This window comes from Paraliobacillus sediminis (assembly GCF_003426055.1).
On sequence record NZ_QJSI01000002.1, the window covers coordinates 1,268,599 to 1,290,201 of the forward strand.

General features: G+C 35.1%; 21 protein-coding genes. 8 read left to right on the forward strand and 13 right to left on the reverse strand.

The features are described from left to right. Positions 1 to 114: 114 nt before the first annotated feature. Positions 115 to 1,395, reverse strand: coding sequence for a hypothetical protein (locus tag D2K60_RS12450; protein ID WP_117170292.1), 1,281 nt, complete (start codon positions 1,393 to 1,395; stop codon positions 115 to 117). Between the two features lie 119 nt (positions 1,396 to 1,514). Here D2K60_RS12450 and D2K60_RS12455 point away from each other — a divergent pair, with 119 nt between their 5' ends. From D2K60_RS12455 to D2K60_RS12465, 3 genes are all read left to right on the forward strand, one after another. Then, positions 1,515 to 1,601, forward strand: a complete 87-nt coding sequence (locus D2K60_RS12455; protein ID WP_112180303.1) for a YjcZ family sporulation protein — start codon at positions 1,515 to 1,517, stop codon at positions 1,599 to 1,601. Between the two features lie 191 nt (positions 1,602 to 1,792). Further along, entirely contained in the window at positions 1,793 to 2,272 is a 480-nt protein-coding gene (locus D2K60_RS12460) for a hypothetical protein (protein ID WP_240335317.1), read from the forward strand. A gap of 236 nt (positions 2,273 to 2,508) precedes the next feature. Next, a complete protein-coding gene (locus tag D2K60_RS12465) occupies positions 2,509 to 3,090 on the forward strand; it encodes a hypothetical protein (RefSeq protein ID WP_117170293.1) in 582 nt (193 codons plus the stop codon). Positions 3,091 to 3,219: 129 nt separating this feature from the next. Here the strand turns inward: D2K60_RS12465 and D2K60_RS12470 are convergent, their stop codons facing one another. Further along, positions 3,220 to 4,944 carry a two-component system sensor histidine kinase NtrB gene (locus D2K60_RS12470; RefSeq protein ID WP_162880780.1) on the reverse strand — a complete coding sequence of 575 codons (1,725 nt, stop codon included), beginning with the start codon at positions 4,942 to 4,944 and terminating at the stop codon, positions 3,220 to 3,222. A 179-nt stretch (positions 4,945 to 5,123) separates the two neighbouring features. On the opposite strand from D2K60_RS12470, the gene D2K60_RS12475 reads away from it, so the two are divergent. Together D2K60_RS12475 and D2K60_RS12485 are read left to right on the forward strand one after the other, a co-directional pair. Continuing rightward, complete coding sequence (locus tag D2K60_RS12475) at positions 5,124 to 5,555, forward strand: VOC family protein (protein WP_117170295.1); 432 nt, start codon at positions 5,124 to 5,126, stop codon at positions 5,553 to 5,555. A gap of 303 nt (positions 5,556 to 5,858) precedes the next feature. Continuing rightward, positions 5,859 to 6,317 (forward strand): hypothetical protein, encoded by a 459-nt coding sequence (locus D2K60_RS12485; protein WP_117170297.1) that lies wholly within the window; start codon positions 5,859 to 5,861, stop codon positions 6,315 to 6,317. A gap of 157 nt (positions 6,318 to 6,474) precedes the next feature. On the opposite strand, the gene D2K60_RS12490 is transcribed toward D2K60_RS12485, so the two are convergent. Further along, positions 6,475 to 7,584, reverse strand: a complete 1,110-nt coding sequence (locus D2K60_RS12490; RefSeq protein WP_117170298.1) for a plasmid pRiA4b ORF-3 family protein — start codon at positions 7,582 to 7,584, stop codon at positions 6,475 to 6,477. A 147-nt stretch (positions 7,585 to 7,731) separates the two neighbouring features. Beyond that, positions 7,732 to 8,715, reverse strand: coding sequence for an NAD(P)/FAD-dependent oxidoreductase (locus D2K60_RS12495; protein ID WP_117170299.1), 984 nt, complete (start codon positions 8,713 to 8,715; stop codon positions 7,732 to 7,734). 249 nt (positions 8,716 to 8,964) lie between these two features. Here D2K60_RS12495 and D2K60_RS12500 point away from each other — a divergent pair, with 249 nt between their 5' ends. Further along, complete coding sequence (locus D2K60_RS12500; protein ID WP_117170300.1) at positions 8,965 to 9,843, forward strand: GGDEF domain-containing protein; 879 nt, start codon at positions 8,965 to 8,967, stop codon at positions 9,841 to 9,843. Positions 9,844 to 10,117: 274 nt separating this feature from the next. Here D2K60_RS12500 and D2K60_RS20985 read toward each other — a convergent pair whose 3' ends face one another. The 8 genes from D2K60_RS20985 to D2K60_RS12540 form a co-directional block, all read right to left on the reverse strand. After that, positions 10,118 to 10,213 carry a putative holin-like toxin gene (locus D2K60_RS20985; protein WP_117170301.1) on the reverse strand — a complete coding sequence of 32 codons (96 nt, stop codon included), beginning with the start codon at positions 10,211 to 10,213 and terminating at the stop codon, positions 10,118 to 10,120. Positions 10,214 to 10,463: 250 nt separating this feature from the next. Beyond that, on the reverse strand, positions 10,464 to 11,900 hold the full coding sequence (locus tag D2K60_RS12510; RefSeq protein ID WP_117170302.1) for a glycoside hydrolase family 1 protein: 1,437 nt from the start codon (positions 11,898 to 11,900) through the stop codon (positions 10,464 to 10,466). A 283-nt stretch (positions 11,901 to 12,183) separates the two neighbouring features. Then, on the reverse strand, positions 12,184 to 13,149 hold the full coding sequence (locus D2K60_RS12515; protein WP_117170303.1) for a carbohydrate kinase family protein: 966 nt from the start codon (positions 13,147 to 13,149) through the stop codon (positions 12,184 to 12,186). A 2-nt stretch (positions 13,150 to 13,151) separates the two neighbouring features. Further along, complete coding sequence (locus D2K60_RS12520) at positions 13,152 to 14,633, reverse strand: glycoside hydrolase family 32 protein (RefSeq protein WP_117170304.1); 1,482 nt, start codon at positions 14,631 to 14,633, stop codon at positions 13,152 to 13,154. A 154-nt stretch (positions 14,634 to 14,787) separates the two neighbouring features. Next, positions 14,788 to 15,630, reverse strand: a complete 843-nt coding sequence (locus D2K60_RS12525; RefSeq protein ID WP_117170305.1) for a carbohydrate ABC transporter permease — start codon at positions 15,628 to 15,630, stop codon at positions 14,788 to 14,790. Continuing rightward, on the reverse strand, positions 15,630 to 16,505 hold the full coding sequence (locus D2K60_RS12530) for a carbohydrate ABC transporter permease (protein ID WP_117170306.1): 876 nt from the start codon (positions 16,503 to 16,505) through the stop codon (positions 15,630 to 15,632). The genes D2K60_RS12525 and D2K60_RS12530 overlap by 1 nt, the downstream gene beginning before the upstream one ends. Before the next feature lie 62 nt (positions 16,506 to 16,567). Then, positions 16,568 to 17,851: an ABC transporter substrate-binding protein gene (locus tag D2K60_RS12535; protein WP_117170307.1), complete on the reverse strand. Its 1,284-nt coding sequence runs from the start codon at positions 17,849 to 17,851 to the stop codon at positions 16,568 to 16,570. 140 nt (positions 17,852 to 17,991) lie between these two features. After that, positions 17,992 to 18,960, reverse strand: a complete 969-nt coding sequence (locus tag D2K60_RS12540; protein WP_117170308.1) for a LacI family DNA-binding transcriptional regulator — start codon at positions 18,958 to 18,960, stop codon at positions 17,992 to 17,994. Between the two features lie 741 nt (positions 18,961 to 19,701). Here D2K60_RS12540 and D2K60_RS12545 point away from each other — a divergent pair. Then, a complete protein-coding gene (locus D2K60_RS12545) occupies positions 19,702 to 20,142 on the forward strand; it encodes a cell wall hydrolase (RefSeq protein WP_117170309.1) in 441 nt (146 codons plus the stop codon). 261 nt (positions 20,143 to 20,403) lie between these two features. Then, on the forward strand, positions 20,404 to 20,889 hold the full coding sequence (locus D2K60_RS12550) for a hypothetical protein (RefSeq protein WP_117170310.1): 486 nt from the start codon (positions 20,404 to 20,406) through the stop codon (positions 20,887 to 20,889). Between the two features lie 68 nt (positions 20,890 to 20,957). On the opposite strand, the gene D2K60_RS12555 is transcribed toward D2K60_RS12550, so the two are convergent. Then, positions 20,958 to 21,599, reverse strand: coding sequence for a hypothetical protein (locus D2K60_RS12555; protein WP_117170311.1), 642 nt, complete (start codon positions 21,597 to 21,599; stop codon positions 20,958 to 20,960). Positions 21,600 to 21,603 lie beyond the last annotated feature (4 nt).

Below are 21,603 nucleotides of genomic sequence, written 5' to 3' on the forward strand. Positions count from 1 at the left end.
ACAATTGATATAATACTTAAGCATTGTTCCTTAGAAGGAGCTTCTCATTGCATACTATTCATCGCATCGTCAAATATTTTTCCAATTTCAAACTTTCCTTCTACACCAATCAAACTACAAATCACTTAAAGAAATGACTTCACCGCTCCCAGCATGGACACCATATTGACAATCTAATTTTCCGCATAAGACATAGTGTTTTTGTTCAAAGTCATAGACATAATAAGGTTTTAGCTCAAACAATTCTTCCATTTTCTTAAATGCCTCTTCTTTCGAGATCGTGACTTTATCAGGTGCTTGAAATTGATCAGTATACATCTCCAACAATGGTTTGTTATCGATATAATTGACTGCTTGAAGGCTCTTCGCATCAATTATAATCACTAATTTTCTTTGGAAGACAAAGATAGGGTTGTCCTGATGGCTAGCTCTTAATACTGCATGAATATAACCTTTGTCTCGATTTAACGTTTTAATTATCCACTTTCCAGTGTCATCAGGGAACTCTTGACGCAATAATTTCTCGACTGCCATCAGACATTTTTCTTCCTCATCCTTTGTAATTGGGAAAGAGGCAGGTGATGGTTCACACGAAAATGCTTGTTCTACTGATACATGTTGATTCAAACTAATCTCTTTCCTATCAAACGGTTTATCGATTGGATCGTTCCAAATAATTGTTTTATCTATTTTCAAATAAGACCTTACATCTACTATGAATTCAAATGGAATCGTTGACATCCCATCATTTGTAATGTAAATTTCATCCACAGCATAAACAGGAATGCGTTTTTCCTGTTCACCGGAAGGGAATTCAACCAAATTCAATTGTTCCATTGCCAAATGTTTTATTTTTTCAAAGGTGAGCGTATACGTTTCTTCTTTAACCATCTCTTTTGAAGTAAATTGACCATCGACTGCAAAGAAAGTCAGCTTGCCTTCCTGATTAAATTTAAGGTCAATATATCCAGAAGGTGAAACCGCAACACCATCAATACCTTCTTTAAAATAAAGTTTTCCTTCTTCCTCTTTATCTAGTTGAAATTGCTTCCCATAGATAAATCCTGTTTCCTGTTCAATCCATTTAATAATAGCTTTTGTATCAAGATTGGCAAACGAAACCCCATTATTTGCATAAGTCTCACCCATGACCAAAATAACACGTTTATATTTATGGCTATTTATATCAATTTCAATAACCGCTGTACCATCAGGGTTTAAATCATCATCCTCTCGTTCCGTTATATGCTTCGGAAACCACTCCATACAAAGTGTATAGTTCGTAACATTGAAAATGTCGACATCTCGTGAAATACTATGACGCTGTAAGTAGTAGTTATCTAAACCAAATTTTGTTTTCGTACGATCAATTAATTCTTCTATTCTTTTATCCATTCACAACGACCTCACTTATAGATTAATAGGAAGCAGGGGACGGTTCTCTGCTTCCTTTTTTGCCCAATCAAATTTTCAAAAACTTAATACTATATATTGTTTGAAGGAGGTGAATACTTATGGGGTGTCAAAGTAATGAAAGTTTTGTGTTGATTGTTGTATTATTTATTCTTTTGATTATTGTTGGTGCATCTTTCTATTCCTAAAGCATAACACGCCATAACCGAATCTTGCAGCGTATTTCTCATTCCTCACTGAAGAGCATATTGTCGGCTCTTCAGTTTTTTAATATGTTTTAAGAATATTATATAGGCATTCACACATTTAATGTAGTCCAAGTTTATAAACAAATGCCTAATGAATAGGATGGTATGGACAAAAGTTGAGGAGTGATATTTTGTATTCTAATGATGAACAACAATATTGGAATAGTATCTATGGTCAAGATACTTATGCTTATTCCATGCCATTTCAATCAAATAACTATTCTTATGGAACTGTAGATGAGAGACAAATCATTCCTGGTTTGCCATGGGCAGGAGGTCAGATGCAACCACCATCAGGTTTTCCAGGTTCACCACCGCCATTTGCACCGCCTGGTCAGGGTCAAGGTCCAGAAGCCGGACCTCCATCTTCACCACCACCATCTTATGTTCCCGCACAAACACAGCAAGCCCAAGCGTTTGCTGTTGATCCTGGGAGTATTAGAAGATGTTTATTCAGATTTACGTATGTATGGATGCGAGGCTTTCAAGAATTTTGGTTTTACCCAATCTTCTTGGGTCGAAATTCTGTTTCTGGATACCGCTGGAATGGATTTAGATGGGTTTATTTCGGAACAAGCTTAAGACAAATCCAGTCGTTCACTTGCGGATAAATTGAAGAATAAAATTAAAAGTGATTGATTGTAGAGAAAGCTATTTAGGCTTGGAGCTAATTCCAAGTCTTTTTTATTTAATGCCAACTAGTTAAATTACTAATCTATTTTTAAGGAAATCAGTTTGATAAGATAAGAAGGATTTTAACGCTTCTTTGTAGAAATTATCTTTAGTATAGAATAGTCTGGTGGAAGCAAAGAACCGTCCCCTGCTTCCTTTAGGAGGTGTTGAGCTAATGGGTATTAACGATAAATCGAAAGCGCATGGATTGTCGTTTCGTCACTTGATTATTGGTGTCGTCATTGTTTTGATAGTGGGATTAATCGTTTTTTTTGTTGGAAGGCAGTGGTTCTTTACCGATGATCAAGGGAAAGAGAAAGTGATCGAGCAGGTTTTAAATGAACAATTTTCTACGGCTGATGAAGCGTTAATTCGTTTAATAGAGTCTCCTGAAAATGCGACGATCTTAGATGGCACAACTAACGCGATGCCAGAAGAGCATACAGCGTTAAATGCCTTTCTTGAAGAAAAGTATGGTGCTTATTTTACAGAAGAGATGTATCAAGAATACCTGACAACCTACGCCTTTATGTATCAGGTGCCAGCTTATTATTCTAATTACCCTTTGCAGACTACTGAAATAAGCCTGGAGAAAAACCAGAACGAAGACGGTTTATACAATTTCACAGTAAATGTTTCTTATGGTGAAAATGAAGAATCACTAGTAAGTGGACGTGCGCGTGTGAACGATACAAAAAAGCTAAACTATTTTGAAATACTAGAGGATGATGGATTGCAACAGGTGCTTAATAATTAAGTAGGATTTGCATTCGTTTTAGTATACGTATTCATCTATGCTGCTAAAAAAGTTCGTGACAAAAGAATCCCATTAGAAAATAATCAGAATAATATTACAGGAAGCAGAGAACCGTCCCCTGCTTCCTAATCACCTTACTATTGGTAGTGTTATTAGAAATATTGATCCTTTTTCAGAGCTTGATTCCATTGAGATTTCGCCCTGGTGTGATTCAATAATGCGTTTAATAATTGAGAGACCTAATCCAGTTCCTGTATCTTTATTTGTCATAAATGGTTTGAATATCGACGACTGTAGTTCAACAGGAATTCCGTTCCCTGTATCCTCAATATACAGGTGATACTGTCCATATTTCACCTTTGAAACCATTCGGATGATTCCTACATGCCCCATCGATTCCGTACTATTTCTAATTAGATTGTAGAATACTTGCTGTAACTGTTTATGATCAACCATTACCTGTGCATTATCAAGTAACAGTTCAAATTGTATCTTATCCGCTCCGGCAGAATCCTTATAATTGTTAATAAACGCTTCAATTATTACTTTTATGTCCGTTTCTGATACTTCTGGTTCAGTTGGTTTGGCAAGTTTTAGCATGTCCTCTACGATGTAATTAATTCGGTCAAGTTCATTAAGCATAAAAGAAACATGGAACTTCTCTTGTTCTTTTTCAGAAAGAGAAACGTTCATAAGACTCATAAATCCTTTAATAATTGTTAATGGGTTACGGATTTCATGTGCTGCACCTGCAGATAACTCCCCAAGCATTGCGAGTTTTTCTGATTGAGACATCCGTTTTTCAATAGCATCACTTTCCGTTATATCTAAAAATTGAAAGACACGTGAACTTACTTCATTCGAATGATTAATGAGTTCTGTTTGCGAAACTAACAATACATATGTTTTAATTTCTGTCTTGTATAGCACTTTTTTATTAAGAATATTCTTTTTATTCCGTACAATTCTCCAAAATGAATGATTTTCAGACATACTAGTATCTGACAAAAGAAGATCACTTATTTCAGCTTTACTCTTCTTTAGTATTATAGCGGCAGCATCATTCAGAATAATTTCTCCAGTTTCATCATTAAGTGTTAGCATACCAATTGTTAAAGCACTCATAATTTGATCGATATATATCTTATCATTATAGACTTGTTCATATAACTCGAAATATTTTTTAAGAACGAATGAAAATGCTACTATCATTATTGTGAATAGCGCTAATCCAAATATAGCGTATAACTCCAATAAGGAAATCAGTACGAAAGCTAATAGATATATGATCAGATAGTTCGGAATTGCTTCTACTAGAATATCTTTTAATAATGCATATAATCGATATTCATATCTAGCCAAGAAAACACAACCAACTATTATAATATTTATTAGGCCATAACTAATAATGGCTAATAAATAGGATACAGCATTTTCTATGTCAATATAGCCCAATTCTCCTCCTGTTAAAATGAAGACATAATAAGAGGTGCTAATCATAATCGTATATGTTGCTAAATTGAATAATTGATCATACCATTTTGTCTGACGATGACTAACATAAGTGGCCAAAACCAAACTGCTACATAATAGGATTAATAATGTCACGTTGATTCCAAATATAAAAACGGAAGCGATATAAATGGATGAATCCAAGCTAAAACTATTACCATTGGGCGGCAATATAATAATATATCGATAGGCTAATAGTAATGAAACGATTAGAAGTATAATTAATCTCCATTCTTTCCAATCATTTATATCCAGTGAAGCCGTAAAGACAGGATGCAAAAAAAAGACACTGCATCCTGTTAGGATAATAAGCCATTTATAGGATTTTTGTAGTATAGTCAAATTAAATCACTCTTTTTATCGTATTTTGTAGAGAATTGTCAAATCATTGTATTTATAATTGTAATTCATCTAATCTAGTAAAGCAATATATAGTTATAAAAGACTAGTTATATCTATAAATAATGGAATAATTGTTATATAATGGTACATAAAACTAAAAAATTGGGAGCGTGTATAGAATGAACAGGATTAACATAATAACCTTGGGTGTAAATGACTTGCATAGATCATTAATCTTTTATAGAGATGGTTTAGGATTTGAAACTTCTGTTAACGAGAAAAGTCCTGGTATTGTATTCTTTAACAATAAAGGAACCAAATTGGCTCTCTATCCATTAGTGGAATTATCAAAAGACATAAATCAAAAAGAACAACTTCCTAGCAAGGGATTTTCGGGTATTACCTTTGCTTATAATGCGACTTCAGTTGAAGAAGTAGATGAAGTAATGAAGCAAGCTGAAAAAGCAGGAGGGAAAATAGTGAAGTCTCCCGAATATGTTTTTTGGGGTGGTTATAGTGGCTATTTTTCAGACCCAGATGGTTATCATTGGGAAGTAGCTTATGCTGCTAATTGGGAATTTGATAATAACGAAATGCTAATCATTAAGTAGGGATTTTAGTTTAATGTCTAGTGTGCTCCCTTTAACTTCAGATCTTTATCAAAGGAGATGCAAATTATGAATTACAAAGTTTTGAAAGATGTAAAAGTAGTGTCTGGATTAATTTCGGCTATACTATTGTCAGTTATTGCAATAGCATTGGCCGTATACAATGTCAGTTATTGGGTGTTTTTTGTCGTGGTGTCCATGGTGCTTCTATTTTTAAGAGTACACAGATCTGATAAGATAATGAAAAATGGATCGTAAATATTTAGGAGATTGTTCAACAAATAATACAATGTAGGTGATTGAACTATGTCTGCAATTACATTTTTAGCGTCATCCAAACCTTTTATAATACCTGATGAAATTCAAACGTATAATAATCGTACTGTCTTTGATTCAATGGAAGATTTTATAAGCCTGACGGTGAGCGAAGTAGATGGATGGGGAGATATGGTCAAAGAAGTTTTTACCTTGCCATACATGTATGAAATCTCTGGTGCTGCTAATCGATTATTTTTATTGTATCTTGAAAAATACATGGAAGAAGGAGAAGTTTTGGAACTTGTACATTTTCCAAATCAACACGATTTTGAGAGTTATCAGAGAAGATTGCTGGATGAGCCTAAACCAATTCTAATTAATGTTAGCCGTTTAATATACCAAAATAATAATGGAACTTATCAGTTAAACCCTAAAAAATGGGTAGAAGAATTAAGTCATAAAAAGTATGTAACAGCATGTGGTATCACAACAATTGTGAAGTATTAATAACTATTTTTTTAAAAAAGCACCTAGTATTCAAAAAAGACATTTGCCCATTTGAAATACCAGGTACCTTCCAATTTACTTAGAGAAAAAATCATTTCATAAAGATATCGAACTGCAAAAAAAGTCTGACGGAAGCAGAGAACCGTCCCCTGCTTCCTTAGATATACTTCAGTCTTCGATTTGTCATTTCGATATCAAATTTTTCGTATCCTTGACTTTCCCCCCAGCTTTCCATGTGCTGATGGTCTGGATGTGTTGGATCTTCGATAATTTCCAGAAACATTTCATAACCATGTTCTCCACCAACGTCTTCAGGTGGTGCATCGCCTTCGCCCGCTAAACATGTCGGATGACTTAGATCATAGTCATTGATAAAATCTTCAACAACAATGTTGTGCCGCCAATCATCGCCAAAGTCATAGATGTATGTTATTTCAGCCGGAAGATAATCTGAAATCCTTTCCCCAGTTTCTATTTTTTCAGGGATGTCCGAATCATGTTCAAGAAACTCTTCATCGCAAACAATATTGGCAACCGGTATGCGATTTTCCTTTGATTTCATTCTGTCAGGATCAAATGGTTTACCTGCAAAAATAGCAAAGTTATGCAGATGATAATCATGCCAGTTAAATATTCTTTGTAGTGTCTTATGTAAATCTGGGAAAGTCATACGCTTTGGAACAACGATTCGACGCCAAATAGAAGCATTCTTCAGTTCCAGTGTCACTTTAAGAACAATCGCTTCTGAATAATAAATTGGTCCCTTTGCCAACCCTTCTAAATCACTACATAACGCTTCATTTGGCTTTACATATTCATTATTTCCACTTCCAACAATCAAACGACTTGCCCGCTTACTTAAAGCAACTTGATACATCGAATTTTGATCTAGATCATCTTCCATAACGTAGACATTCTCACACGCTTTATTTAGTCTAGCAACGCTTTGTCTGTTTTTTGTCGAAGTAAAAGTTATTTCTTTAGACTGAGCAATAAACGCCTCAATAACTTCTTCCTTTATGTTCTCTTTTTGATATATTTCACGAATAGCTTGCACGATCAACTCATCTATTTTTTTGAAATCCTTTGCCTTTAATCCATAAAGCACAATAATATAGCGATTACTATCATTCATCAGTACAAGCGTCTTCCTACGATTCACTGTCAAAATATTCGCATGCCAAGAAAATAACGGTTCTTCTTCTGTAGCCACTGTTGGCTTTAGCTTTAACTCAGTTAAAAGCTTTTTCGTGCATTGAATTAACATATTGAACTCTCCTATTACTATTTTAGAGCATAGCCATCCACTTCAAACGTACGCCATCTTTATTCTATAAATATCATAACATATCGCCTTATCCTAGGATAAGGCTCTTTCTATGTTGATCTACCCTTAATTGTACCCACATAATCCTTATTTAAGTAATATTTCCAGTTCTTCACCAACCGTAACACCTGAAATGAATGCACTTTCTAAACGCGTGCGGTTCGCTATGTCCTGTGGATGAAGAAATGCATCACCTGCTACTAATAAAGGATGTTCAAGGTTCGTATTCAGAAAAGGCTCGCGCAAAAATTGAACTGCCTCTGCATAACGCCATTTTTTCAGTTGACTCGAAATAACAGAGTCAACATCCAAATACGCATTTGTTACCTGCTTTATCTTTTCTAAAATTGCTTCATCGCTCCTATCATCATGCGCTTTGCTCCAATCACCAGTCATATAGACGCTGATAGTTGGCATTTCCGAAATCCCTTTTTTCTCGTGGTCAACAATACGCAACACACCATCTGGTAATTCACTATCAAGGTGCCCATTGTTCGGTAAATTTGTTGGCTGTTGCAAATGAAATAAACCAACAAAGCATGGCTGGAAGACAATCGCGTCAAGCTTCTGTAAAACTTTCGCATCCACCTGTAAGTCATTGTTTTCAAGCAATGTCTTCGCCTGCGGGGCTGGTGCTGTCACAATAACAGCCCTGGCATCAATTGTTTCACCCTCACCTGTTGTAAGCGTGTATCCAGTGGCATTTTTCTTAATTACTGTAATTCTTGTTTGCAAACGTACTGAAATATCCTCTGCTAGCTTTTTTGCAAAAGCATTCATACCATCAACGCTCATATAACGCTGATAATCGTTGCCAAACCAATGCTTCACGCTACCTTTTTCTAGCCACTCGTCAACAAACGCTTGGAACTTTTTAGTTCGTACTGTGAAAAATTGTGCGCCATGATCGACCTTGCCTTTTTCAATTCTACGTGTTGCCATTCTGCCACCAACGCTTCGGCTCTTCTCCACTAGGATGATGTTCTGACAACCCTTTTCCTTTAGAGTTAATGCAGCCATGATCCCAGACAGCCCCGCGCCAATGATTACGATCGGTGCTTGCTCACTCATATAAAAGCCCCCTTTTTACTCTTCTACCTTCTATTGTATATCTTCAAGCAAAATTGGTCACCACAAATGAGGCAACTTCATTAGGCATTTTTCTTTTTTATGATAAAATATAGACTTAAAGATTTCAAAAATGTTTTAAGCCAATGATCTAGGGTAATATCCTAAAGGTAACTTTATAGATATCAAGGTAGGCAGAGGATGTTACAGAACTTAATCTCCTCATTTTAAAAGAAACGGTGGGGATATTGAATGGATATAGAAATTAGTTCTTCTATCTTGAATTCAATAAAAGATCAGATATGTTTACTTGATCATTCAGGTAAAATTATTTACACTAACGATGAATGGATGAATTTTGCCGAGAGTAATAGTGGAGATTCATCAAAGCTTGGTGTTGGGGCAAATTACATGCAAGTCTCGAAAGAAAACACAAAAGTTTCGAACGGTTTACATGCAATTATTAGCTGTGAACTTGATTATTTCACGCATGAATATCCATGTCATTCCCCTCATGTTAAACGCTGGTTTACTATGCAAGCAACAAGAATGAAGGAAAATGAATATGGTATCGAAGGAATTGTAATACGCCATGTTGATATAACAAAACAAAAGCTTCTGGAAATACAGTTAAAAAAACGCGTACATACTGATTCACTAACAAATTTGTACAATAGAAGGTACTTTGATAAAGAATTTCAAATAGAAATGAAACGTTCCAATCGAAATAATAGTTCTTTATCTGTATTGTATGTTGATATAGACGACTTTAAGGGATTAAATGATACTTATGGACATACAATAGGTGACCTCGTATTAAAAGAAATTTCGGTGGTATTTCTTGAAACTACCCGTGACTCCGACACATGTGCTCGAATAGGTGGCGATGAATTTGCCATTATTTTACCCGAAACTTCAAATGAAGAGTTAAGTTATGTATCAGAAAGAATTATTAAGAATATCAATAAGATCAAGATTCAGGAAGACATTTCGTACCCAATAAAAGTGAGTGTATCGATTGGCGGTGCTTCATTTTTAAATGAATCAGATATGAAAGCAATGCTTGAAAAAGCAGACAGAGCCTTGTATGACGCAAAAGATAAAGGGAAGAATCAAATTGTAATTTATTAGCCTGTCACGCTGATCATATAACGTGTTTTGAGCGAATAAACGTGATTTTCAATCGAATTCTGCCTTTTAATATTTGTATATCTTCCAAAATCGGTCACGCTAGCTTTAATCCTTTATATTTCCATTTTTAATGCAATATGTTATAATTTTAGTAAGCTAATCATATACTAATAAACCACAGCGTCAACTGTGGTTTATAGATAAGCGGTTCCCCCAGGGGATCGGCTATCTAGCGATAGACCTCACCTAGTCACTTGTGGGTAAATAGGGAGGTCTATTTTCTATTGATCAACGTTGCGATCAATGCGAGTAGTGCAATCAAGAAGGTGCCAAAACCAAACAGCAGCCTAAAACTTTTATACATACCCATAGGCAACCCCCTTTCAAGTGGGGTTAGCCGACCTCTCCTTAACAGAACATTATCTTACTAGATTATACCATAAAAAAATCATCATTAAAGAACGAATGTTCGATTTTAAAGTGCGTATATTTCCACACAAAAAAAGGTACCTGATAAGTTCAAAAGACATTCGTCCATTTGATTTACCAGGTACCTTTATAGTATAAAAAATCTGAAGGAAGCAGAGAACCGTCCACTGCCTCCCCTTCCAACGTGCGGGTTACAGTTCTTCTCCATTTGTTGCAATTACATTTTGATACCAGAAGAATGATTTTTTTCTACTGCGTTCTAATGATCCGCTGCCATCGTCATGCTTGTCCACATAAATGAAACCATAACGTTTAGACATTTCACCTGAAGAGGCACTTACTAAGTCGATACATCCCCATGACGTATAACCCATCACTTCGACGCCATCCTTAATCGCTTCTCTCATTGCATTAATGTGTCCACGTAAGTAGTCGATACGGTAATCATCGTTGATCGATCCATCTTCTTCGACCTTGTCATAAGCACCTAATCCGTTTTCTACAATAAATAACGGTACTTGATAACGACCATATAATTCATTTAAAGCAATACGAAGACCCTCTGGATCAATTTCCCAGCCCCAATCACTTGCTTTTAGGAATGGATTCTTCACGCCACCAATTAAATTTCCCTGTCCAATTTCTTCAGGTGTTTTATTTTTCTTATCCGTACGAGACATGTAGTAACTGAATGAAATGAAATCTACTGTGCCTTCTTTAATTAACTCTAAGTCTCCATCTAGTATATCTAATTCTATTTTGTTTTCTTTAAAGTAACGGTTAGTAAAGGTTGGATATTCACCACGAACGTGGATATCTCCACAGAAATTATTGAATATACGAGCCTCTTCCTGTGCAAACGTAACATTTTCCGGATTAGAATCAAACGCATAAACCGGTGCATAGATTAGCATACAACCAATCTGTGATTCAGGAATAATCTCATGCCCCAATTGGACAGCTTTTGCACTTGCAACAAACTGATGATGCAGTCCTTGGAAGCTTTCTTGAAGACGTGTTTCTTCATTTTTAGGTGAAAAACCTAGTCCAAGTATCGGCATGTGTGTAGCACCATTTATTTCATTAAATGTTAACCAATATTTCACTTTATCTTTGTAGCGATTGAAAAGAACCGTTACATAACGCTCAAAGTAGTCAACCAGTTTTCTATTTCTCCAGCCACCATATTCTTTAATAAGGTGTAATGGCGTTTCATAATGCGCAATTGTTACTAATGGTTCAATATTATATTTTGCAAGCTCGTCAAAGACTCGATCATAGAACGCTAAGCCTTCTTCATTTGGCTCTAATTCATCACCATTTGGAAAAATACGTGACCATGCAATACTCAAACGAAATGTTTTAAAGCCCATTTCTGCGAATAAAGCGATATCTTCCTTATAACGATGATAAAAATCAATACCTTCGTGATTAGGATAAGTATATTTGGATTTATCCATTTCAAAATCAAAGCCAGTATCTGATAAAAGCTTAAGTCTATTTTCTTTGCCACCAGGTAGTACGTCTGCTAAATTAAGCCCTTTACCGCCTTCATGAAATCCGCCTTCAAATTGGTTAGCAGCAGTAGCGCCACCCCATAAGAATCCTTTTGGAAATACGTTTGACATAATTATCACCTCATAAAATTATTTGATCTAGCAGTCTTTCACCTATTATGTAATGAAATAAGTGAATATATTATATATAAACCTATGGCAATAAAAAAACCTAAGTTGCTTAAGAAATTAGAAGAAACTCCTTCCACCCCTTAAAGCAACTTAGGTTTTGCCTGCTAATCAGTAACAATCCATAAGTTATATATATAATCTATGACTCCAATATAGCATGCTATAAAGTTCATGTAAAGGCTTACGATTTGTTTTTAAACGAAGTTTGATTAAAACCACTTCATTATTTATTTTCAAAAAGAAAATTTGATACTTCCTCCGCTGTTGGTAATGCACTAATCGCACCATTTTTCATTGTGACCATTGCTGCCACAGAATTAGCGTAAGTCCCCATTTCAAATAATTCAGCTCGAGTTAAGTCTAGGATTTTTTTATCTATAGATGAAAATTGATATAAGAATGCGCCAATGAACGCATCTCCTGCTCCAGTCGTATCAATCGTCTGCACATCAAATCCTGACACACTTATTGCCTTTTCACCTATAAAAAACGTCACGCCATCCTTGCCTTTTGTTAGTATTAATAACTGTATAGGTTTAGACAAAAGATGTTTAATTCCTTCTTCTACTGTATCTTTCCCCGTAATAAAGCTTAGTTCATCATCGCTTACTTTTAATACATCCGCATAAGGAATAAACGCTTGAATCGTTTCTGCATATAATGCTTGATCATCCCAAAGGTTCTTTCTTACATTAGGATCAAATACGACTAGTCCGCCTTGTTCCTTCATTTTATTGATTGCTTCAATATGTGCATATTTAACTTCACTTTCAATTAAACTAACAGAGCAAAAATGTAAGATATCATTGTCCGTAAAGGTAATCGTTTTTATATAATCACTTTCTAACAGCATATCAGCACTAGGTTTCCGGTAAAAAGCAAATTCTCGTTCGCCACCCTGTTTTAACGCAACAAATGCTAATGCCGTGTTGGCTTTATTCGTGTGTAACATGTGGGTAACATCTACATTATTTTCAGCTAACACTTTTTTTAAGTAGTAGCCAAACATATCTTCTCCAACTTGACCAATAAAAGCACTCTTTCCTCCCAGTTTTGCAATCGTAGCTGCAACATTAGCAGGTGCGCCCCCAGGTGACTTTTTGAAACTGTCGACCTCACTCATAGGAACGCCTACTTCGTGCGGAATAAAATCGATTAGAGCCTCGCCAATTGTATATACTTTTTTCATCATTAAACCTCTATATCCCATTTATCTAGACGAATAATCTCAACTTCGCCTTCAGCGGTAATTTTTATATTATCCGCCTTTTTTGTTGGATATATAGTAGAAGTTAACGTGTATTTGCCCTGATTTACAAATACTTCTATCGATGCCCTATCTAGGAAAATTTCTAAATCGATTTTATTGTTGTCTGGCTCGCAATAAACGGAGCGCTTAAACACAAGTTCTTCTTCCTTACCAATCAATTTGATCCCACTATTTATCCGATTTAACTCTAAAATATTTGTATCACAATCATAGGTTAACAGTGTTTTTTCATCCACATTGGACCGAACTTCTAAGTCGAGTCTTTTTCCGGATTTTACATCTATTACTAATTCGATGGCACTAACTTGAGCTGATAACGTTTCAAACTCTTTTGCTTCATCTGATAATTTAATAGTATTGTAACTTTGTTTATTCGTATAGTAATTTCTGATTTCTGAAACAGGTCTTTGATAGACATGTTTGTTTTTAATAAAAAGTTCCCTTGGTAACGTCATCGATCCAGCCCAACCATGTTGCTTCGTCTCTGTTGGAATGTTTCTTCCCCACATTTGCATCCAAGAGATCATGATTCTTCTATTTTTGTCATCTTCAATCGTTTGGGGGGCATAAAAGTCTAGACCGTAATCTAATTCTTCCTCTGTTTCTTTTTCAAAAATCCCATTTTCCCAATTCATTTTCCCAGTAATAGCGAGAACAGAGTGCGTATTTAGGAAGTTATTATCCTTTTTAGGTAATCCATCTATAGAAAATAGTAAAACGTCTTTGCCGTCTAATTCAAATATATCAGGGCATTCCCACATTGGCCCTTCATCTTTTGTCCCTTTTAACATAACTGAAACAAACTCCCAGTCTAGTAAATCAACAGATTTATAAAGTAGAATTTGACCTCCGCCATCTTCTGCTTTTGAAGCAATCAAAGAATAATAGAAATCTCCTTTTTTAATTACTTTTGGGTCTCTGAAATCCTGTGGCTTTGCATTTTTAGGTAAATCAGCTTCAGTTATAACTGGGTTTTGTTTAACCTTCTCAAAGTTAATGCCATCTGAGGATACGGCGATACATTGCACTTGTCTCGTATCTTCTTCTGTCTCACCCAGAATATGTCCAGTGTACATCAGATAGATTTTTCCATCTTTTTCAATAGCTGTACCAGAAAAGCAACCATCTTTGTCATACGTTTGATCTGGAGCTAGAGCCACTGGAACTGCTTCCCAACTTATTAAATCTTTACTTTTTGAATGCCCCCAATGCATTGGGCCCCACACTGATTCATACGGATAGTATTGATAAAACAGATGATATTCACCTTTGTAATAAATAAACCCGTTCGGATCATTAATCCAGCCAATTGGTGCCATTAAATGATAATCATTTCTATAATCAGCTATTACACGCTCTCTATTTTCCTCGATGTAAGTATTCGCTTTTTTTAGTGTGTACATTGTTATCCCCCTATAAGTGTGTGTTCAAAAAATCGGTAAATTAGAAGCAAGCAGATCAAGACGGCGAAGTTTCTAAGGACCGGAAGAACAAGCCAACGAAGAGATGCGCCGCTTATCATTTGGTGACTTTTTGAACCTCTATACTAATTTCTTTCTATTTAATTCCGGTTCCAGAACCACCTATTCCCTGAAGTATATATTTCTGCGCAAGGATATAAACGATAATTAGTGGTATTGTTGAAATTGTAAGAATTGCCATTACCTGATTGGTATAAACTGGATCGGTTGTATTTATGTTTGCAATAGCTACTTGCAGTGGAAACTTTTCTGTATCTGTCAGTACCATTAATGGCCATAAGTAATCATTCCAACTTGCGATAAATGATAACGTTCCAACAGTAGCAACTGCAGGTTTAGACATTGGTAGTACTATCTTCCAAAAGATTATCCAATTGTTTGCCCCATCCAATTTGACAGATTCAATAATTTCATCTGGTACAGCCTTAAAAAAGTTACGAAACAGGTAAATAAAAAACAGGTTCCCCATCATCGGTAAAACAACTGCTAATCGTGTGTTAAGAATCCCTAAAGTATGCGCCACAGTAAACTGAGTAATGATTATTGTTTCAATTGGCACAATTAACAACACGAGTAATATACCGAATAATATTTTCTTCCCTCTAAACTCAAATTTAGCAAAAGCAAAACCGGCCATTGCATTAACTACAATAGATCCTACAGTTATTGTTACTGCATAGATCAAACTGTTGAGTACATATTGAGGAACATTAAATCTTGAAAATAATTCTTTATATGTTAGAAACCATTTAGAATAATCAAGTGAGGGAAGCACGGATCGTATCCCGCCCATATCAAGATAAATTTCTGCTTCAGGTTTCATTGAAGAGACGATCATCCATATCAAAGGCATGATAAATATACAAGCTAACAAAATCAGTAAAAAATATTCAAGTGACTTTTTAAGCTTCTTATTCATTACATGTCATCCCCCTTCGTTAATCTACTTTGCAACAGTGTTACAATTCCGATTATTATCCCAAAAACAACAGTCATCGCACTCGCGTATCCAATCATTCGGTCAGAGAATCCCGTTTGGTAAATATAATAGACAGGTGTCATCGTAGAATTCATTGGTCCACCTTGTGTCATAACCATTGGTTGGATAATTAATTTAAAGGCAGAAATCAATGTCGTAATCATAATTAATACAGAAGTTGGCTTTAACAAAGGCAACGTAATATGAAAAAAGTTTTGCCATTTGTTCACACCGTCAATTTTCCCCGCTTCATAAACTGTAGCTGGAATATTCTGAAGACCTGCTAGAAAAATTAACATCTGATAGCCAGCACCCTGCCAAGCAGAAACAAAAACAATGGTCAACATCGCTTGCTTTGGACTACTTAAAAATGGCTGCGGATCAATTCCGATATTCGCTATTAAGCTATTAATCAAACCTTCTGATGGGTTTAAGAGATACAACCACAGTACGGATATAACAACTAATGACAAAACTACCGGAGAAAAGTAAGCTACCTTGAAAAACATATTTCCTTTTCTTGGTTTATTAATTAATAATGCTAATCCCAAAGCTGCACCTACTTGAAGGGGTATGACGAAAACAACAAATAGCGCGATATTTTTTAAACTTTGTATAAAAGTAGGATCTTTAAAGATTTCAATGAAATTTTGTAATCCTACAAATTGACGCTGATCTGGTGTTAATAAATAATAATCCGTAAAAGCATAATAAATGGCCATCAAGGCAGGTATAACTAGGAAAGTTCCTAATAATATTAGTGCAGGTGTTAAAAATGAGTATGCTGCTAAAGTTTCTCTTTTATTAGTATTCATTAGTCAAAACTCCTTTTGAGTATTCCGACTATGAAATATTCAAAGTCGGAATAACCTATCTACTATTTCAATGCTTTTTCTATTTGAGCAGTCTTATCATCTAACAATTTTTGGATATCATCATTTTCTTCATAGTAAAGGGAATCACTTATTGCCTGTTGGAAAACTCTACTAACTTGTGGATAATTCGGTAAAACTGGTCGAGCATGAGCCGAGTTTGCGTTCTGTTGAATCAAGACGTTCATTTGAGGTGAAACTTTATCTTGCACCGCTTCAACCACTGAATGAGATGCCGGAAGCACACTATTTGCTAAAGTGATTTCCGTTAAAGATTCTGTAGAAGTCATGAAATCAATCAACGCACCAGCCGCTTCCTGCTTTTCAGATGAAGCAGCCATTGCATACTGCCAACTTCCTGATGGAGAAACTAACTCGTTTGTATCTGGAGAAGTTGGGTATGGCATAACACCATATTCTACATCTGGATAGTCTTCCATTTCTGCAATTGTCCATGATCCACCAAACTTCATCGGGTACTCACCAGTATGAAATCCTTTTTCAACTGGAGTAATTGTCGTGTACCCCTCTTCAACAAAATCCTGAATAAATGTAAATGTTTTAACAGCGTTTTCATCATTAAAATAACCTTCCGCTGTCGATCCGTCTTCAGACACTATGTTTCCACCCTGTGACCATAAAAATGGCGAGAATGCGTACATTAACCATTCACTATTATCATCAAATCCCATATCAATCGCAGCTACATCATGCGCATCAACTAACGTTTCACTTAAATCCATAAATTGATTCCAATCCCACGGTTCTTCAACTGTTGGTAAAGTAGATAAATCAATACCTGCTTCTTCTAACATTTGCTCATTATAGAATATCCCAACACCAGATTCCGAATACCCTACAGCATATAATTGATCATCATAGGTACCTTGTTGAATAATACTCGGCAATAAATCATCTTTATTTGTTACATAATCACCAATTGGCGCAATCATTCCGGCCTCGGCATATGCCGCTGTATTAGGTCCATCCAAAGTTAAAATATCCGGTAATGTATCAGTTGTTAAAGCGGCATTAATTTTATCTTCGTATCCGCCACCAGCACCACTCCTTGGTATAAACTCAATCTTAGCGGAGTATGTTCCTTCAAACTCTTCATTAAATCGATCAATAGTATTTTGCATTGCTTCCCCTTCAGGCGTTTCATCTGAAGTGTGAACCCACATGGACACTTCATTACCACCTGCTCCCGAAGATTCATCCTCACTACCACATGCTGTAACAATAATTGCCATCAAAATTAAAATAGTCGTAATTATAACTTTTTTCATTTCTAATTACCTCCCTATATCGTTTGTAACCGCCTACATTTATATTGTATGTCATCCGGTACCACATGTCAACCGGATGACATACATTCATAAAAAAAAGTCAAATCAATTGAAAGATTTAATAAAAAGGACCCCCTCTGTTAGGTTGTCTCACTTTCTATCAACCTAACAGGTAAGTTGGTTTCCATCTGACTATGACCCGCTTCACCATTTATTTCCTTCAGTAAGATTTCAATAGTCTTCTCAGCAATTTCTCTTATCGGTTGTTGAATCGTACTTAATTCAGGCAGTAACAATCTAGTTGTCTCTGTTCCGTCATAACCAATCACCTTAACATCAGAAGGGATATTTATTTTTCTGATTTTAGCTTCTCTCATGACTGCTGCGGCAATTAAATCATCACTGGCAAAAATACTATCTACTTGCGGATTTTCATCGAATAATTGCTTAATGACTTCTTGATTATCCCCTTTTGTTTCATAAGTTTTAGGAGTTAATTGATTCTCCCGCATAACATCATCATATGCCTTTCTTCTTAAATTAGCTGGAGTTTCTAAATAAATCGGACCATTAATATGAATAATATTTTTACAACCTTTACGAATTAATAACTCTGTGGCTTGTCTTCCACCATCATAATTATCACTTGAAACAACAGGAATATTATCTGATAAATAGCGATCAACCCCAACAACAGGGAGAGTAGGTATATCATATTCCTCGACTCCTCGATTATGAGCACCAGCTATGATCCCGTCCACTTGATTTCTTTGAAGCATCCTTAAATAGCTTCTCTCTTTATCCTCTTGCCCTAGACTATTACACAGCAAAATCTTATATCCTAAAGATGCTGCGATATTTTCTAAATGAAAAACAAGTTGTCCATAAAAAGGATTCGTGGTAGTTGGAAAAATAACACCAATTAAGAATGTTTTCTTTATAAACAGGGACCTTGCAACATCATTAGGAAAGTAATTAAGTTGTTTCATTGCTTCATCAACTTTTATTCTAGTCTTTTCTCCTATATAACCTCGATTATTTAAAACTCTGGAAACAGTTGTTGGTGAGACACCAGCAACTTTAGCAACATCTGAAATTTTTGGCTTCAAAATTAATTCTCCTATCGGTAATTTTTCTATATATATTTAGCGGTTACATTTGCTAAGGTGATGATAATCGTACCACATTTCCAGTTAAAGGTGGTAGTATTTAATCTAGTTACAAAGTCGACTGTACATATCGTAATTTATTAAAATGTATGATTTTGAAAAAAGTTTCTATTTTAATTGTTCTCCGATCTAATAGTGTTTTTATCTTAGTGACTCGACATCCATAACGTCCTAAATTAAAGGTGCAAACAAAATTTTTATTATTCATTATCCCCCTTCAACTTTCTAGTACAGAAATCAACGCTTGACACTTTACTGTTATGTCTTTCAAGAACTTCTTTTATTTTTTATATGCTAGTATGATAGAAAACCCATTGCCCTAGTCTAATTCCACTAACACCTATTTGATTTTTTGTCCACAAACTTCAGGAATACCTTATTAGTCAAAACATCTTTTCATTTAATTAAAATCATCTATTCACTTTGTATGAAATTTACCGTAAACACCTAGATCATCTCGTTCTATTACAAACACCTGCAAATCAATTTCTGGTACGAATTTCTATGAGCTTTCATATGCTAACACACAAGGAGTTTTTGGTATAAAGGAAAATATAAAGACCAATTCAATTGCGATTTAGTCGCATAATTGGTATGTTTTTGAACCTTTCTCCATCAAATAGGACTGCTGTGCATTTCTGTTGGTTTTAAAAAATATAATTTTCGTAGAGGTGATGCAAAGTGACGAGAGTAAAATATACAGACAGTGACGTTGATTTAGTTGCAAGGATGATGCGAGCCGAAGCCGAGGGTGAAGGGAAACAAGGAATGCTTATGGTTGGCAATGTAATTGTAAATCGAGCAAAAGCTAATTGTTTAGATTTTAAAGATTTAAGAACAATACGTGATGTGATTTTTCAAGTTCAAGGAGGGAATTATTCTTTTGAAGCAGTGCAAAAAGGGAATGTTTTTTATAATAGAGCAAGAGGTGTAGAGAAAAGATTGGCCGAAAAAACCTTAAAATATTGGCGAGAACATCCTTCCAAGTATGCACTTTGGTATTTTAATCCATATGGTGAATGTCCTCCAACATGGTACGGTCAACCACTTACCGGACAATTTAAACAACATTGTTATTACGAACCTATCGCTGATACATGCGAAGGTGCTTATAGGTATTAATTTCGGGGATGATTTTATAATTAACTACTCATACAAAAAACACACATGTATTTCCATCCTAATGACACTACCAAGCAAATTGCTGGTAGTGTCATATCTTATTGTGTTTTGTGCTAAGTCTAATTGGATCGCTAAAATCATTAATATTACAACAGGTAAATTTATACAAAAACCCAAAAATGTATGATAGAATACGGTTACATATAATCCAATTTAACTATTATTTCTTTTTTCAATTAAGAAGTTTAGGCGGTAGAAAAAATGAAAATAGTTTTAGAATCACTACGTTTTTACTTAATATTTTTTATATTTGGAACAATTTTGACTTTTATAACTCATCTTGTTTTTTTCACTATTGGTGTTGATCCTGAAAAATTTAGTTGGATTGCAATTGTTGGCGCATTTATCTTCATGTTTGTTCTATATAGAAATAGAGGTTGGGGGAAGAAATATAATAACTTAATTCTCTGGAGTTCTGTTATTTTGATTGTTCTCTTCATATTGGTAATTCCAGATACATCTCCTACACATTTACACACATCTATATATGTTTATTCGTATGGTTTTCCAGATGCCTTTTTAACTTTATATATTGAAGATGGTACTTCATTCATTATTCCAAATTTATTTTCTAAAAGAATTATGAATTGGGATGTGTATTCATTTGGTCTCCTTGTCAATTTCATCGTAATGTATTTATCTTTGCAATTCATATTTAAATACGTAACTAAAGAAAAGATATTGTGACCGTTATTTATTAGGGTAGCATTCGGGCATTACTTATACCGTTTACAATACTTGTTGAGTAAAGATCTTCATATGTTACTTTTACTCAACTTTATTTGATTACTTAATTCCCAAGCTATCAATAGGCATCCAACAGCGATTAAAATACCGTGTAAAACACGAAAAGGTTGTTCGACCATAAATTGAGGTAAATACAATGTCATTCCTATCGCTAGGGGAACACCACTCCATTTTAAGATTTTTGCAGATTTCCAAAGTGTTATTGCAACAATAATAGATGAAATTGCAAGCAGGACGAGTCCAATAATAAACATAATGAGACCTGGACCTGAGCGTACAATAGTTTCTAGACCAACTAAACTTTCATTCTGTTGTTTTAAAGCCTCATATCCTATTGCATGTAGTCCAAATGTCTCTCCACCATAGTAAGGTAGTGTGAAACCTATTCCTATTATTGATAGTATGACTGCTGAATATGCTGGTGAATTTGTGGTTGTCTTTTCTAAAGATTTCTGTATTCCTAGAAACCCTATTGGTAGGAAAGTGAAAGCAATCATTGCTAGTATATGCGCTATCATCCATTCGGTAGATGCAAAAGCTACGGCTCCTCGCATGGTTAACTCATCAGAGAACGGACGAATAATTGGGTATATTGCAAACGCAATTCCCGAGATTACAAATGAGAGAATACTAAATCTAATTCTTGTCATATTA

Coding starts and splice junctions, on each gene's coding strand:
- D2K60_RS12450 (WP_117170292.1), bottom strand. CDS start 1,395: ATGGATAAAAGAATAGAAGAATTAATTGATCGTACGAAAACAAAATTT.
- D2K60_RS12455 (WP_112180303.1), top strand. CDS start 1,515: ATGGGGTGTCAAAGTAATGAAAGTTTTGTGTTGATTGTTGTATTATTT.
- D2K60_RS12465 (WP_117170293.1), top strand. CDS start 2,509: ATGGGTATTAACGATAAATCGAAAGCGCATGGATTGTCGTTTCGTCAC.
- D2K60_RS12475 (WP_117170295.1), top strand. CDS start 5,124: ATGAACAGGATTAACATAATAACCTTGGGTGTAAATGACTTGCATAGA.
- D2K60_RS12485 (WP_117170297.1), top strand. CDS start 5,859: ATGTCTGCAATTACATTTTTAGCGTCATCCAAACCTTTTATAATACCT.
- D2K60_RS12490 (WP_117170298.1), bottom strand. CDS start 7,584: ATGTTAATTCAATGCACGAAAAAGCTTTTAACTGAGTTAAAGCTAAAG.
- D2K60_RS12495 (WP_117170299.1), bottom strand. CDS start 8,715: ATGAGTGAGCAAGCACCGATCGTAATCATTGGCGCGGGGCTGTCTGGG.
- D2K60_RS12500 (WP_117170300.1), top strand. CDS start 8,965: ATGGATATAGAAATTAGTTCTTCTATCTTGAATTCAATAAAAGATCAG.
- D2K60_RS20985 (WP_117170301.1), bottom strand. CDS start 10,213: ATGGGTATGTATAAAAGTTTTAGGCTGCTGTTTGGTTTTGGCACCTTC.
- D2K60_RS12510 (WP_117170302.1), bottom strand. CDS start 11,900: ATGTCAAACGTATTTCCAAAAGGATTCTTATGGGGTGGCGCTACTGCT.
- D2K60_RS12515 (WP_117170303.1), bottom strand. CDS start 13,149: ATGAAAAAAGTATATACAATTGGCGAGGCTCTAATCGATTTTATTCCG.
- D2K60_RS12520 (WP_117170304.1), bottom strand. CDS start 14,633: ATGTACACACTAAAAAAAGCGAATACTTACATCGAGGAAAATAGAGAG.
- D2K60_RS12525 (WP_117170305.1), bottom strand. CDS start 15,630: ATGAATAAGAAGCTTAAAAAGTCACTTGAATATTTTTTACTGATTTTG.
- D2K60_RS12530 (WP_117170306.1), bottom strand. CDS start 16,505: ATGAATACTAATAAAAGAGAAACTTTAGCAGCATACTCATTTTTAACA.
- D2K60_RS12535 (WP_117170307.1), bottom strand. CDS start 17,851: ATGAAAAAAGTTATAATTACGACTATTTTAATTTTGATGGCAATTATT.
- D2K60_RS12550 (WP_117170310.1), top strand. CDS start 20,404: ATGAAAATAGTTTTAGAATCACTACGTTTTTACTTAATATTTTTTATA.
- D2K60_RS12555 (WP_117170311.1), bottom strand. CDS start 21,599: ATGACAAGAATTAGATTTAGTATTCTCTCATTTGTAATCTCGGGAATT.